Raw genomic sequence first — 15,946 nt, 5'->3', positions numbered from 1 at the left:
CTTAACCCTCCACGGTCACGGAACGGGGCAGCGCCGCCAGATGGCGCGGCGCGGCCAGGAACAGGTCCACGCCCTGGGGGTACAGCGCGGCATTCTCCGCCCAGGCGTCGGGAAAACCGGAGGGCAGGCCGTCCACCGACAGGCGGGCGCGGCCCTTGATGCCGGGACCGGTCAGGGTCCAGCCGGCTCCGGGCTCCAGCCCGGCGACCTGCGCGATCACGGTGGCGCTTCGGTCCGGATACTCGGGGTCGCCGATGGCGAAGCGGGTCAGGTCGTCGAGGTCGGCCACCCGCCCCACCAGCGCGAAGGCCGCCTGCTCCGGCGTCGCCACCAGCGGACAGCCGGCATGAAAGCGCAACCAGTCGCGCACCGCCGGGGTGTCCAGGCCGACGTCAAGCCAGACCGGCGTGTCCAGGTCCAGCAGCGTCAGCGCCAGCGCGCCGGCCCAGGGCGTCAGGGGCGAAGGCGGATCCAGGTCCACCGGCAGCGGATGGACCGTGCCGGGGCGCGACAGCGCTGCCAGCGCGATCCGGAACAGCCGCTGGGCGTCGAACACCGGGTCGGTCAGTCCGGGCGCGGGGGCGGCGGATGAGGACGAGGATAAGGCAAGGGCGTCCATCAGTCCCCCCGAACCATGGTGAAGAAGTCCACGCGTGAGGCCGCCGCCCGGCGTGAGGTCTCGTGTCGCGCCGCCTCCTGTTCGGCGGCCAGCGGGGCGATGAGCGTCCGTTCCAACCGGTCTTGATGGGCGGGGTCCTGAAGCAGGGCATCGAACACCGCCGCCAGTTCGGCGTGCCGGCGATTCCGTCCGGCGACATGACCGTGTCCGACCCGGGTGGTGCCGTCGGCGCCGTCGATGGCCACCGCGCAGCGGGTCAGGGTCATTTCGCCCAAATTGAAGCGGGCACCGGTTCCCCCGGCGCGCGCCGTCACCATCGCGGTGCCGATCTCCGGCGGGCGCAGGGTGCGCACGGCGGGGGGATCCGTGACCGCGTCCCACGCGGCCTCAAGGCGATCCGGCAGGGCCAGCGCGAGCACCCGCATCCAGCGCTGGCGGTCTGTCCTGTCTGAGTCAAGGTCCGAAGCGGCCACGGTCATGAGGGCAGGGCTCCCGACGAGGCATCGTCCGCCGTCCCTTCGCAAAGGCAGCGGTTGATCAAATCGTATAGACAAGTAGACAGGCGCGCAAGCAGAAAACCGGAGGAATCCGCCCCTGAGCCAGTCTCATGTGTCCACAATCAGGTAGCGCGTCGCATGCCCCGAGTCAAAATAAACAAAATGACAGAACGGTTTCCGTTTTGTGACGCTCGGGTTGGAGGTGACGTGGGCGGACCTGCGTCGTCAGCGCGACTGTTTCACTTTGGTTAATTTGTTATATCTTGTCGGAATCCGTCTTTCGTTGCTGGCGATGCCCTTGCTAGGGTCCAGACAAATGGGTCGGGCGGGGACGCGGCGTGTCACCCGCGTTGTGCCGCGCGGCGATGAGATGCCATGACCATCAACATGTTCGGGAATTGCGGGGAAACGCCATGCAGGTGATCGGGCTGACCAAGACCTTTGGCAGCGTCACCGCCGTCAACGCGGCCAGCTTCGCCGTTCCCGTCCCGCAGATGGTCGGCATCATCGGCCGGTCCGGTGCCGGCAAGTCCACCCTGCTGCGCATGATCAATCATCTCACCCCGGCGACCGAGGGCCGGATCGAGATCGACGGCCGCGACATCCTGTCCCTGCGTGGCCGCGCCCGCCACGACTGGCAGCGCGACTGCGCCATGATCTTCCAGCAGTTCAATCTGGTGCCGCGCCTGGACGTGTTGACCAACGTCATGCTCGGGCGCCTGAACCGTCACGGCACCCTGCGGAGCGTGCTGAAGATGTTCAGCCGCGAGGACATCGGACGCGCCTTGCACGCGTTGGAGCGCCTGGGCATCGCCGACCAAGCCATGAAACGCGCCGAGGACCTGTCCGGCGGCCAGCAACAGCGCGTGGCCATCGCCCGTGCGCTGACCCAGGATCCGCGCATGATCCTGGCCGATGAGCCCATCGCCTCGCTGGACCCCATGAGCGCGCAGATCGTCATGGCGTCGCTGCGCGAGATTCACGAGCGCGACGGCCTGACCGTCATCTGCAACCTGCACACCCTGGACACCGCCCGGACCTACTGCGACCGCGTCATCGGCATGCGCGCCGGCGAGATCGTGTTCGATGGTCCGGCCCACGCGGTCACCACCGACGTCGCGCGTGACATCTATGGCGCCGACGAGTCGTTCGATGAGGGCGTGACCTCGACCTCTCTGAACGACGACCCCGCCCAACCGGAGGGCGTTGCCTATCTCCGCGCGGCAAGGGCCTCCGCCTGATCCGCCGCCCACCCTGGCCCCGGACCCGCCCGTCCGGGGCCTTTGTCATGCGAGCCACACCGCACGTTGAATCCAAGGAGGATCCCGTGAATCTGTCCCTGTCCCTCAAGGCCGTCGCCTGCTCCGCCGCCATCCTGGCCGCCGCCACCACCGTCGCCCAAGCCCAGGACGAGTCCATTGACGAGTTCCGCATCGGCATCCTGGGCGGCGAGAACGCCAACGACCGCCTGCGCTCCAACGAGTGCCTGCGCGCCCATATCGAGGACCTGCTCGGTGTCGAAACCAAGATGTTCGCCCCCGCCGACTACAACGGCGTCATCGAGGGCCTGATCGGTGGCAACCTGGACCTGGCCTGGCTGGGCGCCTCCGGCTACGCCAAGACCTATCTGGAAAATCCGGACGCCGTCGAGCCGGTGCTGGTCAAGGTCAACGTGGACGGCAGCTACGGCTACCATTCCATCGGCTTCGCCCGCGCCGACAGTGGCATTACCTCGCTGGACGACATGGAAGGCAAGGTCTTCGCCTTCGGTGACCCGAACTCCACCTCCGGCTACCTGATCCCGTCGATCGAAATCCCGCAGGCCGGTTACAGCATGAAGCCGGGCGAGTACTTCGGTGACGTCGTGTTCTCCGGTGGCCACGAGCAGACCATCGTCGGCGTCTTCAACGGCGACTACGACGCCGGCGTGTCCTGGGCTGACGGCCTGGGCGAGTGGGAAGACGGCTTCAACAGCGGCGCCTTCCGCAAGGCCGTGGATGCCGGGCTGGTGGATATGACCGAGCTGGTGGAAATCTGGCGCTCCAACGTCATCCCCGAGGGCCCGATCGTGCTGCGTACGAGCCTGCCGGCCGACGTGAAGGAGAAGGTCACCGCCTTCATCGATGACCTGGTCCACACCGACGCCGAGTGCGCCTACGGCTTCATGGCCGGCGAGATCAAGGACATCGACCCGATCACGCATGACGCCTACCTCAGCGTCATCGAGGCCCGCAAGGCCAAGATGGGCGACTAAGCCTTACCCACAGTCCGGTTCGGGGGGTGGCTTTCACAGGCCGCCCCCCGGTTCCGTTTCGCCCACTCAGGCAGTCCGAAGCGTCATGACCTCCCTCACCTTCGATCCCGACCAACACGCCGGCATCGTGGCCCTGGAACAGCGCCGACGGCTGTATTCCATGCTGACGATCGTGGTGTTGGTGATCATTCTGGTCGCCGGCTACACCCAGGCCGAGTCCATGAACTCCGGCGGGTTCATGAAGGGGATGAGTCAGTTTTTCGACTATCCTGGCGACGTGATCGAGGAAGCTTGGGCGGTCGGCTGGGCCTTCTGGGGCATCGTCTGGCGCTTCGTGCCGGCCCTGGTCGAAACGCTGAACATTGCCGCGACGGCCACCATCCTGGGCGGTGTCTTCGCCGCTGTGTTCGCCTTTCTCAGCACCCGCAATCTTGATGTCTGGCCACCGCTGATTCCGGTTTCGCGCCGCATGATGGACATTATGCGGGCCTTCCCCGAACTGGTCCTGGCGCTGTTCCTGATCTTCGTCCTGGGCGCCAGTTCGGTCCCGGCGGTCATCGCGATCGCCTTTCACACCGTGGGCGCGCTCGGCAAGCTGTTCTCCGAAGTGAACGAAAACATCGACCGCCGCCCCGTCGAGGGCCTTCAGGCGGTTGGCGCCAATTGGCCGAAGCGGATGCGTTTCGGGGTCTTGCCGCAGGTTTTGCCGAACTATTTCAGCTACTTCCTCCTGCGGTTTGAGATCAACGTGCGCGCGGCCGCCATCCTCGGGTACGTTGGCGCCGGCGGCCTCGGCGCCGAACTGCTGCGCACCATCGGCTGGGGCAAGGGTCAGGAAACGGCGGCGCTGCTGCTGCTGCTGTTCGCATCCATCACGATCATCGATCAGGTGTCGGGGATGATCCGGCGCAGCTTGGCCACGGGAACCCTCTCCGGACGGCGGATGATGGCATGAGCACACCGACGTTCGATCGCGACGCTTTGCTGGCGGCCCATCCGAGGGCCGTGACACACGTGGCTCGGGGCAGTCTGGTGGCCCTGGTCAGTCTGGTCCTCGTGTTCACCTACCTGATCTATGCCGTGTTCGCGTTCGACATCCCGCGCCTGATCGCCACCGCCGAGCCGCAGCGCGCGGTGCTGCTGGTCACCGACTCGGTTGCGCACAAGGTGCACGTCACCAAGTCTCTCAGACGGCCCGAGTTCGAGGTGGCCGTGGAGGGCGAACGCACCGCCACCTACACCCCCGATACCTATCCGGCCTGGGTCCGGGCCGACGACGACGCCGAGACCGTGGACGTGGACCTGGGCGACGGCTACGTGGTCCATATCGTCGGCGATCACGTCACCCTGGAAACGCCGGACGATGGCACCATTGACGTGCAGGTGATCGAGACCGGCGTGACCATCGGCTATTCCGGCGAAAAACCGGACTGGGTGCGCGAGGGCATGAACGTCACCACCGGTCACCTGGTGAAGTTCGATGCCCGGCCGACGATCGACAAACGCATCCAGATCACCCGCTCCAAGATCGAGATTCACCGCTATTTCACGGGCTGGGAGCACTTCTTCTTCCCATTCAATTCCCCGCTGCACGGCCTGTCGGCGGGCGAGGTCGCGGGTCTGGCGGTCTCTGAGGAGCGTCTGGACCCGGCGCGGTCCAACGCGGCCCTGATCTTCGAGACCTTCTGGAACAACCCCGAATGGCAGCACGGCCACATCTTCAAGGCCTTGCTGGAAACCGTGCTGATGGGCGTGCTGGGGACCTTCACCGCCGCCCTGGTGGGGCTGCCGCTGGCCTTCGCCGCCGCCCATACGTTCAACCGGTTCGGCGTGATCCGCTTCGCCCTGCGCCGGCTGTTCGACTTCCTGCGCGGCATCGACATGCTGATCTGGTCGCTGATCTTCATCCGCGCCTTCGGTCTGGGGCCGCTGACCGGCGCCCTGGCCATCGCCTTCACCGACACCGGCACGCTGGGCAAGCTGTTCTCCGAGGCGCTGGAGAACATTGACCGAAAGCAGATCGAGGGGGTCTCGGCGACCGGCGCCAACCGCTGGCAGCGCTACCGGTACGGCGTCATTCCCCAAATCCTGCCGGTGTTCGTCTCCCAGGGGCTGTATTATCTGGAATCCAACATGCGGTCCGCCACGGTCATCGGTGCCCTGGGCGCCGGCGGCATCGGTCTGGTGCTGGTGGAGACCATCCGGACCTCCCGCGACTGGGAAAACACGCTCTACATCATCATCCTGACCATCCTGCTGGTGGTGGCCATGGATGGGCTGTCGAGCTGGCTGCGCCGCCGCCTGATCCGAGGAGGATAGGACCCGGGTTCACCGGCCGCGCGCGGCCGGTGAGCGCGCGCCGGGCGTCACTGCGGCATCTGGTCCGCGTCCTCCATCAGGAAGGCTGGGGCCGTGCGCGGGCAGCGCGGCAGACCGCGCCACAACTGTCCGCTGGTGTCATAGAAGCAGTGCGCGGCCGGCATCATGTCGTCGGCCGGTTTAGCCCGGGGCGGGCACTTGACGTTGCCGGTGACGATGGCGCCGTCGGGACCGTACACGCACAGCATGATCTGCGGTCGCGCCGGGGAGGATGCCTCGTCGGCCGCCCGAAGCGGCGACGTCGCCCCCTGCGCCGCCACAAACGCGGCGACCAGGATCATCCGCCGTGCGCCGCGCCCTCTCATCGCGCCGCCGCCAGTCCGGGGGCGCGGGCCAGAAGGCGGAACGCCGGCAGCAGCGCCAACGCCACCGCGACCTTGACACCGTAGTCGCCCACCGCCCAGCCGATCCACGGCAGCCCGGTGCCGGCAAAGGCCAGGGTGAAGAACAGCACCGTGTCCAGCGCCGAACCCAGCGTCGAGGACACCAGGGGCGGCAGCCACCACACCCGGTTCCGCAGCCGGTCGAACACCTGCACGTCCAGGGTCTGCGCCAGCAGGAAGGCCGTGCCGGAGGCCAGCGCGATGCGCGGCGTGGCCAGCGCAATGGACAGCACCACCGCCAGCGCGAACCCGACGTAGACCACCCGCCGCGCCCGCTCGGGGCCGAATCGGCGGTTGGTCAGGTCGGTGACCAGGAAGGCGACGGGATAGCTCAGGGCCCCCCAGGTCAGCCAGTCGTTGAGGGGATAGCCGACCAGGATGTTGGAGGCCACCACCACCACTGCCATGGCGGCGACGGGCAGGGCGAGGGATGTCCAGGACATGCGGCCGGTCTCGGGATGGGTCATGGATGGGGCGTCGTCCTTGGTCCGTTAAGGGTGGGTGAAGGCGCTGGCCGGCCCCCGGCCGCGCGGCGCCATGCACCACCCGAACCCCCTTGATCCCACAGGTTTGTGACGCCTTCGTGGCGGGAGGTGACCTCGCTCAAGCGTCGTAAGGTGGGCAAGCCAAGCATCGCCGCGCGCGGAGGGGGCGTCGGGGACGGCCGGCCGACCAGGATCCGGTGACGCTGGTTCGTCGGGGCGCGGCGTCCCGGCAGGCGAAGCCGGCGGCTCGCTGAACCCAATTTTGTTACCGCGCACCGCGCCGACGACGGACAAGGACACCGAAAAGAAGAACCGCGACGCCGCCGACGGCCGCGCCCCCCGCGATGAGACCGACGACGATCGCGGTCCCGTTGCTGTCATCTCCGTCGGTCGTCGCGTCGGACGCGATCAATGCGGCGGCGGCGGCGCTGCTGTTCGCGTCAAGGAACTCGGTGACCTCTTCCCGCACGACGTCCAGAAGGCCGGGGATCGTGCTGTCGTCTTCGTAGACCTTGTAGTAGCTTAATGAAACAAAGTAGTTCTTGTGCGTTGTAATGCCGACGACGCCGGCCACGATTCGCGTGCCTTCCGGTTCTTCTAACCGCAACAAGGCGCCGGTATACAAGGCCCTGTCGTTGTACTCCAAGATACCCAGAGGCCGAACGCCAGCCAACGTTGTTCCATCATACAGATCGCCGAGTGCGTCATCGACCCTTTCATTAAACGCAACCCGGCCCGCTTCCATGTTCTCTTGAATGCTCGACTCCGAAACGCCGGCCAGCTCCGCGATGGCGTCCGCCCTGCTCATTCCGCTCGGCACGGTCATGTACGTCCCATCCTGCTGATAGTTCACCGCCAACAGCGCCCATTCGTCCAGGGCCCCTCCTTCGCCGTTCCGGAGCCGGTCCAGCGCCGCGCAGTCGGTGGAATACGACAGGAGTTTCCCGTGCGTTTCCATGATCGTGGCCGTGCGTTCGAACACCACGTTATCCGCCAGATGCTGATCGGGCTTGATGTCACACAAGTCAGAAAAGGCCGGAACATGAACGACGGTCTGGTCATTGATGACGGCGTCTTCGGCACGTGCGCCGGTCATGACCGAAAGCAGGGCCGCCATGAACCCGAGGCCCAGGACCCAAGGTCCGATGGTCCGAAACGACATGAGCCCTCCAGGCATTCGGCGACGCCATCCAGAAGCAATCCGCGTCGGGACCGTACCCTTATGGTCGCGGGAACACAACGCCGGGCCTGGGATCGCGGGCGACACGGGTCCTTGAACGCCATTGCAGGCCCCGACAACTCCCTGTACAGTGTGACGCGCTACCCCTTGGGGTACATGCTCGCATAGCCCCCAAGGTCTTGGCGCCAAGTCGACCGGCACCGCAGCGAAAGGGCCGCCCGATGGCCGTGGAGATCGTCCGCTCCACCTGTCCCCACGACTGCCCCAGCGCCTGCGCGCTGGAGGTGGAGCGGCTTGCGCCCGACCGCGTCGGCCGCGTGCACGGCAGCCGGGCCAATCCCTACACCGACGGCGTCATCTGTGCCAAGGTCGCCCGTTACGCTGAGCGCGTGCACAACCCCGACCGCCTGACCACGCCCCTGCTGCGCGACGGGCCGAAGGGGTCCGGCCGGTTCAAGGCCATCGGTTGGGACGAGGCCCTCGACCGCGTCGCCGAGGCGTTCGACGCCGCCCGCCGCCGTCATGGCCCGCAAGCCATCTGGCCCTATCACTATGGCGGCACCATGGGACTGGTGCAGCGCGACGGCATCGAGCGGCTGCGCGCCCTGCTGGGCACCTCGTTGCAGGACAGCACCTTCTGCATCGCGCTGGCCGATGCCGGCTGGAAGGCCGGCGTCGGCCACAAGTGGGGTGTCGATCCGCGCGAGATGATGGACAGCGAGGTCATCGTGCTGTGGGGCCTGAACGCCGTGCATACCCAGGTCAACGTCATGACCTGGGTGGCGAAGGCCCGTAAGGCCCGGAACGCGCGGGTGGTGGTGATCGACCCTTACCGCACGGCGACGGCGGAAAAGGCCGACCTGCACCTGATGCCGCGCCCGGGCACCGACGCCGCGCTGGCCTGTGCGGTCATGCATGTGCTGTTCCGCGACGGTTTCGCCGACCGGGCCTATCTGGCGCGCCAGACGGACGATCCGGACGCGCTGGAGGTTCATCTGTACGACCGCACCCCGGAGTGGGCGGCGGGCATCACCGGCATTCCGGCCGTCGAGATCGAAACCTTCGCCCGTCTCTACGGTGGCACCAAGCGGGCCTACCTGCGGCTCGGCTACGGCTTCACCCGCCAGCGCAACGGCGCGGCGGCCATGCACGCCGTCAGTTGCCTGCCCGCCGTCACCGGCGCCTGGGCGCACCGGGGCGGCGGCGCATTGTACAGTATGTCGGGCCTGTTTCCCGTCGACACCGGCCTGATCACCGCCGATAACCACCGTGACGGCACCCAGCGCTGGCTCGACCAGTCGCGCATCGGCGAAATCCTGACCGGCGGGCGGGAGGCTCTGCTCGGCGGGCCGCCGGTCACCGCGATGCTGATCCAGAACACCAACCCGATGGTGGTGGCGCCCGACAGCGCCCGGGTGGCCAAGGGCTTCGCCCGCGAGGACGTGTTCGTCTGCGTCCACGAGCAGATCATGACCGAGACCGCCCGCATGGCCGACGTGGTGCTGCCGGCAACCACCTTCCTGGAGCACGACGACCTGTACAAGGCCGGCGGCCACACCTTCCTGGGCGTCGGGTTGAAGGTGCTGGAGCCGCCGGGTGAGGCGCGCTGCAACCACGATGTCCTGAGGGGGCTGATGGCGCGTCTGGACGCCCCGGCCCACGTCGCCAACGAGATGGACGCGCGCGAACTGGTCGAGGAGACGCTGCGCCTGTCCGGGCTGCCGCCGGCCGACGAGATCGCCGCTCAGGGCGGTGTCGATTGCGCCGCGTCGTTCGCCAAGCACCATTTCGAGGACGGGTTCGGCCACCCGGACGGCCGCTTCCGCTTTCACGGCGCGTGGCGCGGCGCCCAGGCGGGGGTCATGCCGGACCTGCCGGACCAACTCGATGTGATCGAGGCCCCCGACGACGAGCATCCGTTCCGCCTGGTTACGGCCCCGGCCCGAAACTTCCTCAACACCAGCTTCAACGAGACCCCGACCGGCCGCCGCCTGGAGGACCGCCCCACGGTGATGGTCCCTCCGGACGACGCCGACCGGCTCGGCCTTACCGATGGCGATCCGGTGTGCGTCGGCAACCGGCGCGGTCAGGTCACCGTTCGCCTGCGTCGCCTCCCCGGCCTGAACCCGGGAACCCTTGTCGTCGAGAGCCTGTGGTCCAACGATGCCTTCCCCGAGGGCGTCGGCATCAACGCCCTGGTGGGCGCCGACCCGGGGCCGCCCAACGGCGGTGCCGCCTATCACGACTGCGCGGTGTGGCTGCGCCCGGCATCCGCCGGTACGCCGGCCGCTCCGCCCCTCTTTCAGGAGGCCGTCAGCCCATGAACATGGTGTCCTCGATTCCGCAGACCGCGCCCGGCGCGCCGCGCGTCGTGGTGGTCGGCAACGAAAAAGGCGGGTCCGGCAAGTCCACCGTCGCCATGCATCTGCTGATCGGCTTTCTGCGCGCCGGCTTCACGGTCGGCAGCATCGATCTGGACGCCCGACAGGGCACCCTGTCCACCTACGTCTCCAACCGGGAATCCTACAGTCATCGCTTCGGGCTGCCGTTGCCCATGCCCACGCATCAGGCCATCCACCTGACGGGGCAGGAGGCCGGCGACCGCAACCGGCTGGACGACGCCGTCCAGGCCCTGCTGACCGAATGCGACTTGGTGCTGATCGACACCCCGGGGGCCGACAACCACCTGTCTCGGGCCGGCCACGCCTGGGCCGACATCCTGGTCACGCCGCTCAACGACAGCTTCATCGACCTTGACGTGCTGGCCAAGGTGGACCCGGCCAGCATGCGCATCCTGCGCCCGAGCCACTACAGCGAGATGGTCTGGGACATCAAGAAACAGCGTGGGCAGCGCGACGGCGGTTCGATCCACTGGGTGGTGCTGCGCAACCGGCTGTCGCAGCTCGACGCCCGCAACAAGCGCGACATGGAAGGCCTGTTGCGGGACCTGTCGCGGCGCATCGGCTTCCAGTTGATCGAGGGCCTGTGCGAGCGCGTGATCTACCGCGAGATGTACCTGAAGGGCCTGACCCTGCTGGACCTGCGCGAGAAGGGCACCGACATCACCCTGTCGATGTCGCACATCGCCGCGCGGCAGGAACTGCGCCGCCTGCTCGACGCCCTGGGCGTGCCGCACCAGGAGGGCGACGGCGTCGCGCCCGCGTCCGCGCCGGCGGCCAAGGCGGCGGTGGGGTGAGACACGCTCCATATCAGGCCGTCGCCATCCCATCGCTACCAAACGGCATCCGCGCCCCAGTCAATAACAGCATTGAATGTGGTCCGGGGTTGTGCCACGCTTCCGTCTAACGGTCACGTGGTGCGCGGCCGCGCGCCTGCGTTGCGTGAGTCTCGGCGCAAGGGCCGCCACGGCCCTCGGGGGGGTGGCATGCAATTCGATGCCTTGTGGACGCTTGCTCTTGGCTGGTTGATTCTCGCGATCGCGTCTTACGATAGAGTGCGGCTACCCGCCAGGAAAAAGGGTGAGTCCGGCGACATTTATGATCAGGCGATTCCGATCTACCTCAAGGACGCCAAGATCATGGTCAAGGCCTACGTGACCTACATTCTTGTCATTTCCTTGATTTATGTTCTTGGGTGCATCCTGGTGCAGGTCATCATCGGCGCCGCGATCGGCCAACAGGATCGCTTCGGGGGGTTGGAATTTGGACCGCCCACGTCCGTTTCACAAATGGGTACATTCCTCGGATTCATCCTGGCCCCGTTCGCGGACATGGACGCTTCCGTTCCGCCTCTGGTCGCTTTGACCCTCCTCGGCGCCGGCACAAACTTTCCGCTATTGAGCGAGGGAGATCATGTCAGCCGTCGCCTCGCCCATCGTTCGGTCGGTCTGCCACAATCCGTCGAGCGGATGACCGCCGCGATCAAGGCCCATCCCTTCTGGATGGAGCCCAATTGCGAAGACGTCCGAAAGTGGGTGCTTGACCGGTACGGCATAAAAGTGGAAGCGTTCAGTGATCTGAGTGCGCAGCGCAAGCACAAGATTTTCGGTCTTCTCCTGCTCCACGATATCCTTGATGACCGGGGCGGTCGTGTTCAGTCCGACCTCGACATGACGGCCAAGGTCGATCTCGCGCCGCTGTGGTCGGACGTCGATTTCTATGTCACCCATCGCGTCAAGCTCTTGGCCATGTCTCCGCATAAGCTTGACGACCTGCTGGAGCGGGACCTCGACACGAACCTTGAAAAGGCGAGCTTTCTGATCGCCTTGTGCTGGCAGCGCACGCGCTCTGTCAGTGGCATGATCGACCCGGGCCGGATGCCCTCCGTCCTGGGGTTTCTCAGAAAGACGCCGATCGCGCTGGAGATGCCGGTTTCCTTCGTGCTGGTCCTGTCCTTGGCGGTCGGTCTCGTGGCCATGTTCTCGGCGTTCATCGCCGGCATGATCGTTGGGCAACACGATCCAACAACCCTTCTTCCCACCGCGGCCAATGAGACCATTATGTGGGGGCTGGGCGGCGCGCTTCTGTATGCCACCGCGCTCAGTTCAATTCTGTGGATGGCGCCGTCCAATGTCATTTACGCCAAACCAGACACTCAACCTCGAATTGAAGACACGGCGCGCGTATTCTTGTACGGCATGGCTGGATCCATAATTGGACTTTATTGTTTGGATATTGCTAGCCAGATTGTCAAAGGAACGATAGCAATATTGCCTTCAGTAACGTTTTTCGCTTTGCTTATATTTACATTCTTTGGCGGATTGGCAGGATTAGTGCTTCTGGCCGCACGACCAAAACAGAAGCCCTGCACATCTTCCGTTTTGAGCTACCTTGGTCGATCATTCTTGTTCTTTTCCGCCTCCGGCTTGCTGTTCATGTTTTTCTTTGTTTCTCTTACGGGCATGACCAAAGCGGACGGTAGTATTGACGTCCTGTTCATAATCGTGTCATCCATCGTCATTGGCCTTCAAGGGGTTACGCTGACCGCCGGCCTCTTGTTCTTCAATTGGGAAAACTGCGAATGCTTTGCCGAAGGAACGCCTTCGGAAGGGACGCCTTCAATTGATGGGACAGTGACGCCATGACGTGCGCGAAACGCCTTCTTCTGTTGGCTCTTGTCGTTCTGCTCGACGCCCCCCACGCTTTGGCGGAGATGATCGGAGGCCGGAACGGTGAAGAAGCCGCAGCACAGCCAACGGCTAACGGAACACCTCCTGAGCCCGTTGAGCTCCTGATCGGCGTGCGGGCCGACGCGGCCCCATTCGCGATCCGCGCGGCAAACGCCGAGGAAGACGCGCAGGGGCGATACAACTGGGACGACTGGTCCGGGTACACCGTCGATATCTGCAAGAACGGCGTCAACAAATTTATCCGGTGGCATCCAGAAGAGCAGATCAACCCTTTTTTCGTGGAAATCAAGGCGTCTCAACGGATCGATCTTCTTGTGACCGAGCGCGGAGACAAACTCGATCCGGCTCTGGATATGGTCTGCGGCGCCGTGTCCGTCACGCCGGAACGCCAGGCCCGCGTTCCCTTCAGCGATGTTCTTTTCGTTGATGCCAGGGCCGCCGCGCGCATTCAGGAGGGGGGGCTGTTCGACTTCTCCAACCAGCCATCGCCGGAGGACGTGCTGCGCGTCGGTTACGTCCGGGGATCCACCGCCAAGGAAAGCTTGGCCGATGTCGCGGCGTACGACTACCCCACGCATGTCGAGGGGCTTGCCGCGCTGGCCTGCAGGAAACTGGATCTGTATGTGACGGATCGCTCGATCCTTCAGGACATCATCAACAATCCCAAAAACCCCGTTCGATTGCGCCTTCAGGAAAACTGGCAAGAACTGGTTTCCGAAAAATGCGAGAATGTCTATGCGCTGTACGATGACGGGACAGGCCAACCACCCGAAGCAACGGGCGACGATGACCCGCCCCAGCTAAGCGGTTCAGGCAGTGCAACTTCAGAAAACGCCGACGCAGACTCCATCAACCGGAGTGACGATCGGCACGAGAACGAAACAGACTCCGGTCCACAGGCTGCGGAACATTACCTGAAACAAAGCAGGTCGTTCTTCTCCAGCTTAGAGATCCTGCCGAATCAGTTGAGCCTGGAGCGCTACGCGATCCCGGTTCGAGTGGGACACGATGGCCTCCTCTGGGCGATCAATCTGGCCATCGCGGAGCACTTTCGCGATGGGGAGGGCGCCTTCGGAACGTACTTCCCCGGCATGCAGCCCACTCCGCTGATCAGGGCGCTAATCTTCATCAGGGGCGGCGGGCAATAAGTCAGATCAACGGCATGTTGAAAAAAAATGGCCCCGCCCCCCAACCAGTACGGGGCGCCTAAAGGCCAGTGGTGGCGCCCTCACTCCACCGTCACGGCCTTGGCCAAATTCCGCGGCTGGTCGACGTCGGTGCCCTTGTCCACCGCTGTGTGGTAGGCGAGTTGTTGCACCGGGATAGCGTACAGGATCGGGGCCACGAAGGGGTCCACGGCCGGCAGGGCGATGGCCTCCAGCGCCAGGTGCTTCAGGCGCTCGACCCCGGCGGCGTCGGAGAACACCACCGCCTTGCCGCCCCGGGCCACCACCTCCTGCACGTTCGACGCTGTTTTCTCGAACAACTCATCGGACGGCGCGATCACCACCACCGGCACGGTCTCGTCGATCAGGGCGATGGGGCCGTGCTTCATCTCGCCGGCGGCGTAGCCCTCGGCGTGGATGTAGCTGATTTCCTTCAGCTTCAGGGCACCTTCCAGGGCCAGCGGATAACTGGTGCCGCGCCCCAGATAGAGCACGTCACGGGCCGGGGTGAAGGTCTCCTGGGCGATCTCCCGGATCCGCTCGTCGTGGTTCAGCACCTCGGCGGCGCGGGACGGCACCTCGGTCAGCGCCCCCGACAGGCGCGCTTCGGTGGCCCGGTCCATGGTCCCGCGCGCCCGCGCCAGCGCGATGGTCAGGCAGGCCAGCACCACCAACTGCGTGGTGAACGCCTTGGTCGAGGCCACGCCGATTTCCGGCCCGGCCAGCGTCGGCAGCACGGCATGGGCCTCGCGGGCGATGGTGCTTTCGGGCGAGTTGACGATGGCCAGACAGTGCTGCCCCTTCTGCTTGCAGTAGCGCAGGGCCGCGAGGGTGTCGGCGGTTTCGCCCGACTGGCTGATGAAGACGGCCAGCCCGCCCTCGGTCATTACCGGGGCGCGGTAGCGGAACTCGCTGGCCAGATCCCAGTCCACCGGGATGCCGGCGTGCTGCTCCAGCCAGTACTTGCCGACCATGCCGGCCAGCGAGGCGGTGCCGCAGGCGATCATGGTGATGCGCGGCACGGCGGCCGGGTCGAACGGCAGCGGCGGCAGGGTGATGGTGCGCTCCGTCGGGTTGAACATGGCGTTCAGCGTGTCGCCGATCACCTGGGGCTGCTCGAAGATCTCCTTGGCCATGAAGTGGCGGTGACCGCCCTTGCCGATCATGGCGCCGGACAGGTTGGTCAGGTGCTCGGGCCGCTCCACCGTCGCGCCGGACAGGTCGCGCACCATCGCCCCCAGGGTGGTCAGCACCGCCCAGTCGCCGTCCTCCAGATAGGTGATGCGCCGCGTCATCGGGGCCAGAGCCAGGGCGTCGGAGCCCAGGTACATCTCGCCGTCGCCGTGACCGATGGCCAGCGGGCTGCCCTGCCGGGCGGCGATCAGCACGTCGGGCCGGTCCAGCAGGAGAATGCCGAGCGCGAAGGCGCCCTCCAGGCGGCTTAGGGCGCGCCGGGTGGCCTCAATGGGGTCCACGCCCTCGCCGATGATCTGGGAGATCAGGTGGACCACCACCTCGGTGTCGGTGTCGGAGGCGAACACGTGCCCCTGGGCCAGCAGTTCGTCGCGCAGGCTCTGGAAGTTCTCGATGATGCCGTTGTGCACCACGGCGACGCGGTCGTTGGCGTGCGGATGGGCGTTGGCCTCGTTGGGGACACCATGGGTGGCCCAGCGGGTGTGGCCGATGCCGGTGGCGCCACCGATGGGCTCCTCGCGCACGCGGGCGTCGAGGTCGACGATCTTGCCCTTGGCGCGGCGCCGGGCGATCACGCCGCCGTCCAGGGTGGCGATGCCGGCCGAGTCGTAGCCCCGGTATTCCAGCCGGCGCAGCCCGTCGATCAGACGCGGCGCGACCTCTTGGGTGCCGATGATGCCAACGATGCCGCACATGGTGG

Annotated in this window: 14 protein-coding genes; 8 read left to right on the top strand and 6 right to left on the bottom strand. The window is 66.0% G+C overall.

The features are described from left to right. Position 1: 1 nt before the first annotated feature. The gene (phnH, locus tag BLS85_RS16820) at positions 2-619 is read right to left on the bottom strand and encodes a phosphonate C-P lyase system protein PhnH (protein WP_092787901.1); all 618 of its coding nucleotides are present in this window, start codon (positions 617-619) and stop codon (positions 2-4) included. Further along, complete coding sequence (phnG, locus tag BLS85_RS16815; protein WP_092787900.1) at positions 619-1,098, bottom strand: phosphonate C-P lyase system protein PhnG; 480 nt, start codon at positions 1,096-1,098, stop codon at positions 619-621. Before phnG ends, phnH begins: the two co-directional genes overlap by 1 nt. A 431-nt stretch (positions 1,099-1,529) precedes the next feature. On the opposite strand from phnG, the gene phnC reads away from it, so the two are divergent. The 4 genes from phnC (at position 1,530) to phnE (BLS85_RS16795) (ending at position 5,689) form a co-directional block, all read left to right on the top strand. Then, positions 1,530-2,357: a phosphonate ABC transporter ATP-binding protein gene (gene phnC / locus BLS85_RS16810; RefSeq protein ID WP_092787899.1), complete on the top strand. Its 828-nt coding sequence runs from the start codon at positions 1,530-1,532 to the stop codon at positions 2,355-2,357. Positions 2,358-2,443: 86 nt separating this feature from the next. Further along, on the top strand, positions 2,444-3,370 hold the full coding sequence (gene phnD / locus BLS85_RS16805; protein ID WP_218128476.1) for a phosphonate ABC transporter substrate-binding protein: 927 nt from the start codon (positions 2,444-2,446) through the stop codon (positions 3,368-3,370). Between the two features lie 85 nt (positions 3,371-3,455). After that, the gene (gene phnE, locus BLS85_RS16800; protein ID WP_092787897.1) at positions 3,456-4,325 is read left to right on the top strand and encodes a phosphonate ABC transporter, permease protein PhnE; all 870 of its coding nucleotides are present in this window, start codon (positions 3,456-3,458) and stop codon (positions 4,323-4,325) included. Next, entirely contained in the window at positions 4,322-5,689 is a 1,368-nt protein-coding gene (phnE, locus tag BLS85_RS16795) for a phosphonate ABC transporter, permease protein PhnE (protein ID WP_092787896.1), read from the top strand. Before phnE (BLS85_RS16800) ends, phnE (BLS85_RS16795) begins: the two co-directional genes overlap by 4 nt. A 47-nt stretch (positions 5,690-5,736) precedes the next feature. Here phnE (BLS85_RS16795) and BLS85_RS16790 read toward each other — a convergent pair whose 3' ends face one another. The 3 genes from BLS85_RS16790 to BLS85_RS16780 form a co-directional block, all read right to left on the bottom strand. Next, a complete protein-coding gene (locus BLS85_RS16790; protein ID WP_092787895.1) occupies positions 5,737-6,030 on the bottom strand; it encodes a hypothetical protein in 294 nt (97 codons plus the stop codon). A gap of 20 nt (positions 6,031-6,050) precedes the next feature. Further along, positions 6,051-6,599, bottom strand: a complete 549-nt coding sequence (locus tag BLS85_RS16785) for a queuosine precursor transporter (protein ID WP_245699272.1) — start codon at positions 6,597-6,599, stop codon at positions 6,051-6,053. A gap of 283 nt (positions 6,600-6,882) precedes the next feature. Then, complete coding sequence (locus BLS85_RS16780; protein WP_143027236.1) at positions 6,883-7,734, bottom strand: hypothetical protein; 852 nt, start codon at positions 7,732-7,734, stop codon at positions 6,883-6,885. Positions 7,735-8,018: 284 nt separating this feature from the next. Between BLS85_RS16780 and BLS85_RS16775 the strand changes: the two genes are divergently transcribed. The 4 genes from BLS85_RS16775 to BLS85_RS16760 all read left to right on the top strand — a co-directional run bounded on the left by BLS85_RS16775 (position 8,019) and on the right by BLS85_RS16760 (position 14,034). Further along, complete coding sequence (locus BLS85_RS16775) at positions 8,019-10,121, top strand: molybdopterin-containing oxidoreductase family protein (RefSeq protein WP_092787893.1); 2,103 nt, start codon at positions 8,019-8,021, stop codon at positions 10,119-10,121. Next, positions 10,118-10,993 carry a division plane positioning ATPase MipZ gene (locus BLS85_RS16770; RefSeq protein WP_281242573.1) on the top strand — a complete coding sequence of 292 codons (876 nt, stop codon included), beginning with the start codon at positions 10,118-10,120 and terminating at the stop codon, positions 10,991-10,993. Before BLS85_RS16775 ends, BLS85_RS16770 begins: the two co-directional genes overlap by 4 nt. Positions 10,994-11,182: 189 nt before the next feature. Beyond that, positions 11,183-12,841, top strand: a complete 1,659-nt coding sequence (locus BLS85_RS16765) for a hypothetical protein (RefSeq protein WP_092787892.1) — start codon at positions 11,183-11,185, stop codon at positions 12,839-12,841. Next, positions 12,838-14,034: a type 2 periplasmic-binding domain-containing protein gene (locus BLS85_RS16760; protein WP_092787891.1), complete on the top strand. Its 1,197-nt coding sequence runs from the start codon at positions 12,838-12,840 to the stop codon at positions 14,032-14,034. The genes BLS85_RS16765 and BLS85_RS16760 overlap by 4 nt, the downstream gene beginning before the upstream one ends. 80 nt (positions 14,035-14,114) lie before the next feature. On the opposite strand, the gene glmS is transcribed toward BLS85_RS16760, so the two are convergent. After that, positions 14,115-15,941, bottom strand: coding sequence for a glutamine--fructose-6-phosphate transaminase (isomerizing) (glmS, locus tag BLS85_RS16755; protein WP_092787890.1), 1,827 nt, complete (start codon positions 15,939-15,941; stop codon positions 14,115-14,117). Between the last annotated feature and the right edge of the window lie 5 nt (positions 15,942-15,946).

This window comes from Rhodospira trueperi, from assembly GCF_900101965.1.
Lineage (GTDB): Bacteria > Pseudomonadota > Alphaproteobacteria > Rhodospirillales > Rhodospirillaceae > Rhodospira > Rhodospira trueperi.
Note: the sequence above shows the minus strand (reverse complement) of the source record. Positions and strands in the feature narration are given on the sequence as shown.

Excerpts from the sequence above, each read along its gene's own strand:
- phnH (WP_092787901.1), bottom strand. The coding sequence starts at position 619 with ATGGACGCCCTTGCCTTATCCTCGTCCTCATCCGCCGCCCCCGCGCCC.
- phnG (WP_092787900.1), bottom strand. The coding sequence starts at position 1,098 with ATGACCGTGGCCGCTTCGGACCTTGACTCAGACAGGACAGACCGCCAG.
- phnC (WP_092787899.1), top strand. The coding sequence starts at position 1,530 with ATGCAGGTGATCGGGCTGACCAAGACCTTTGGCAGCGTCACCGCCGTC.
- phnE (WP_092787897.1), top strand. The coding sequence starts at position 3,456 with ATGACCTCCCTCACCTTCGATCCCGACCAACACGCCGGCATCGTGGCC.
- phnE (WP_092787896.1), top strand. The coding sequence starts at position 4,322 with ATGAGCACACCGACGTTCGATCGCGACGCTTTGCTGGCGGCCCATCCG.
- BLS85_RS16790 (WP_092787895.1), bottom strand. The coding sequence starts at position 6,030 with ATGATCCTGGTCGCCGCGTTTGTGGCGGCGCAGGGGGCGACGTCGCCG.
- BLS85_RS16785 (WP_245699272.1), bottom strand. The coding sequence starts at position 6,599 with ATGACCCATCCCGAGACCGGCCGCATGTCCTGGACATCCCTCGCCCTG.
- BLS85_RS16780 (WP_143027236.1), bottom strand. The coding sequence starts at position 7,734 with ATGGCGGCCCTGCTTTCGGTCATGACCGGCGCACGTGCCGAAGACGCC.
- BLS85_RS16775 (WP_092787893.1), top strand. The coding sequence starts at position 8,019 with ATGGCCGTGGAGATCGTCCGCTCCACCTGTCCCCACGACTGCCCCAGC.
- BLS85_RS16770 (WP_281242573.1), top strand. The coding sequence starts at position 10,118 with ATGAACATGGTGTCCTCGATTCCGCAGACCGCGCCCGGCGCGCCGCGC.
- BLS85_RS16765 (WP_092787892.1), top strand. The coding sequence starts at position 11,183 with ATGCAATTCGATGCCTTGTGGACGCTTGCTCTTGGCTGGTTGATTCTC.
- BLS85_RS16760 (WP_092787891.1), top strand. The coding sequence starts at position 12,838 with ATGACGTGCGCGAAACGCCTTCTTCTGTTGGCTCTTGTCGTTCTGCTC.
- glmS (WP_092787890.1), bottom strand. The coding sequence starts at position 15,941 with ATGTGCGGCATCGTTGGCATCATCGGCACCCAAGAGGTCGCGCCGCGT.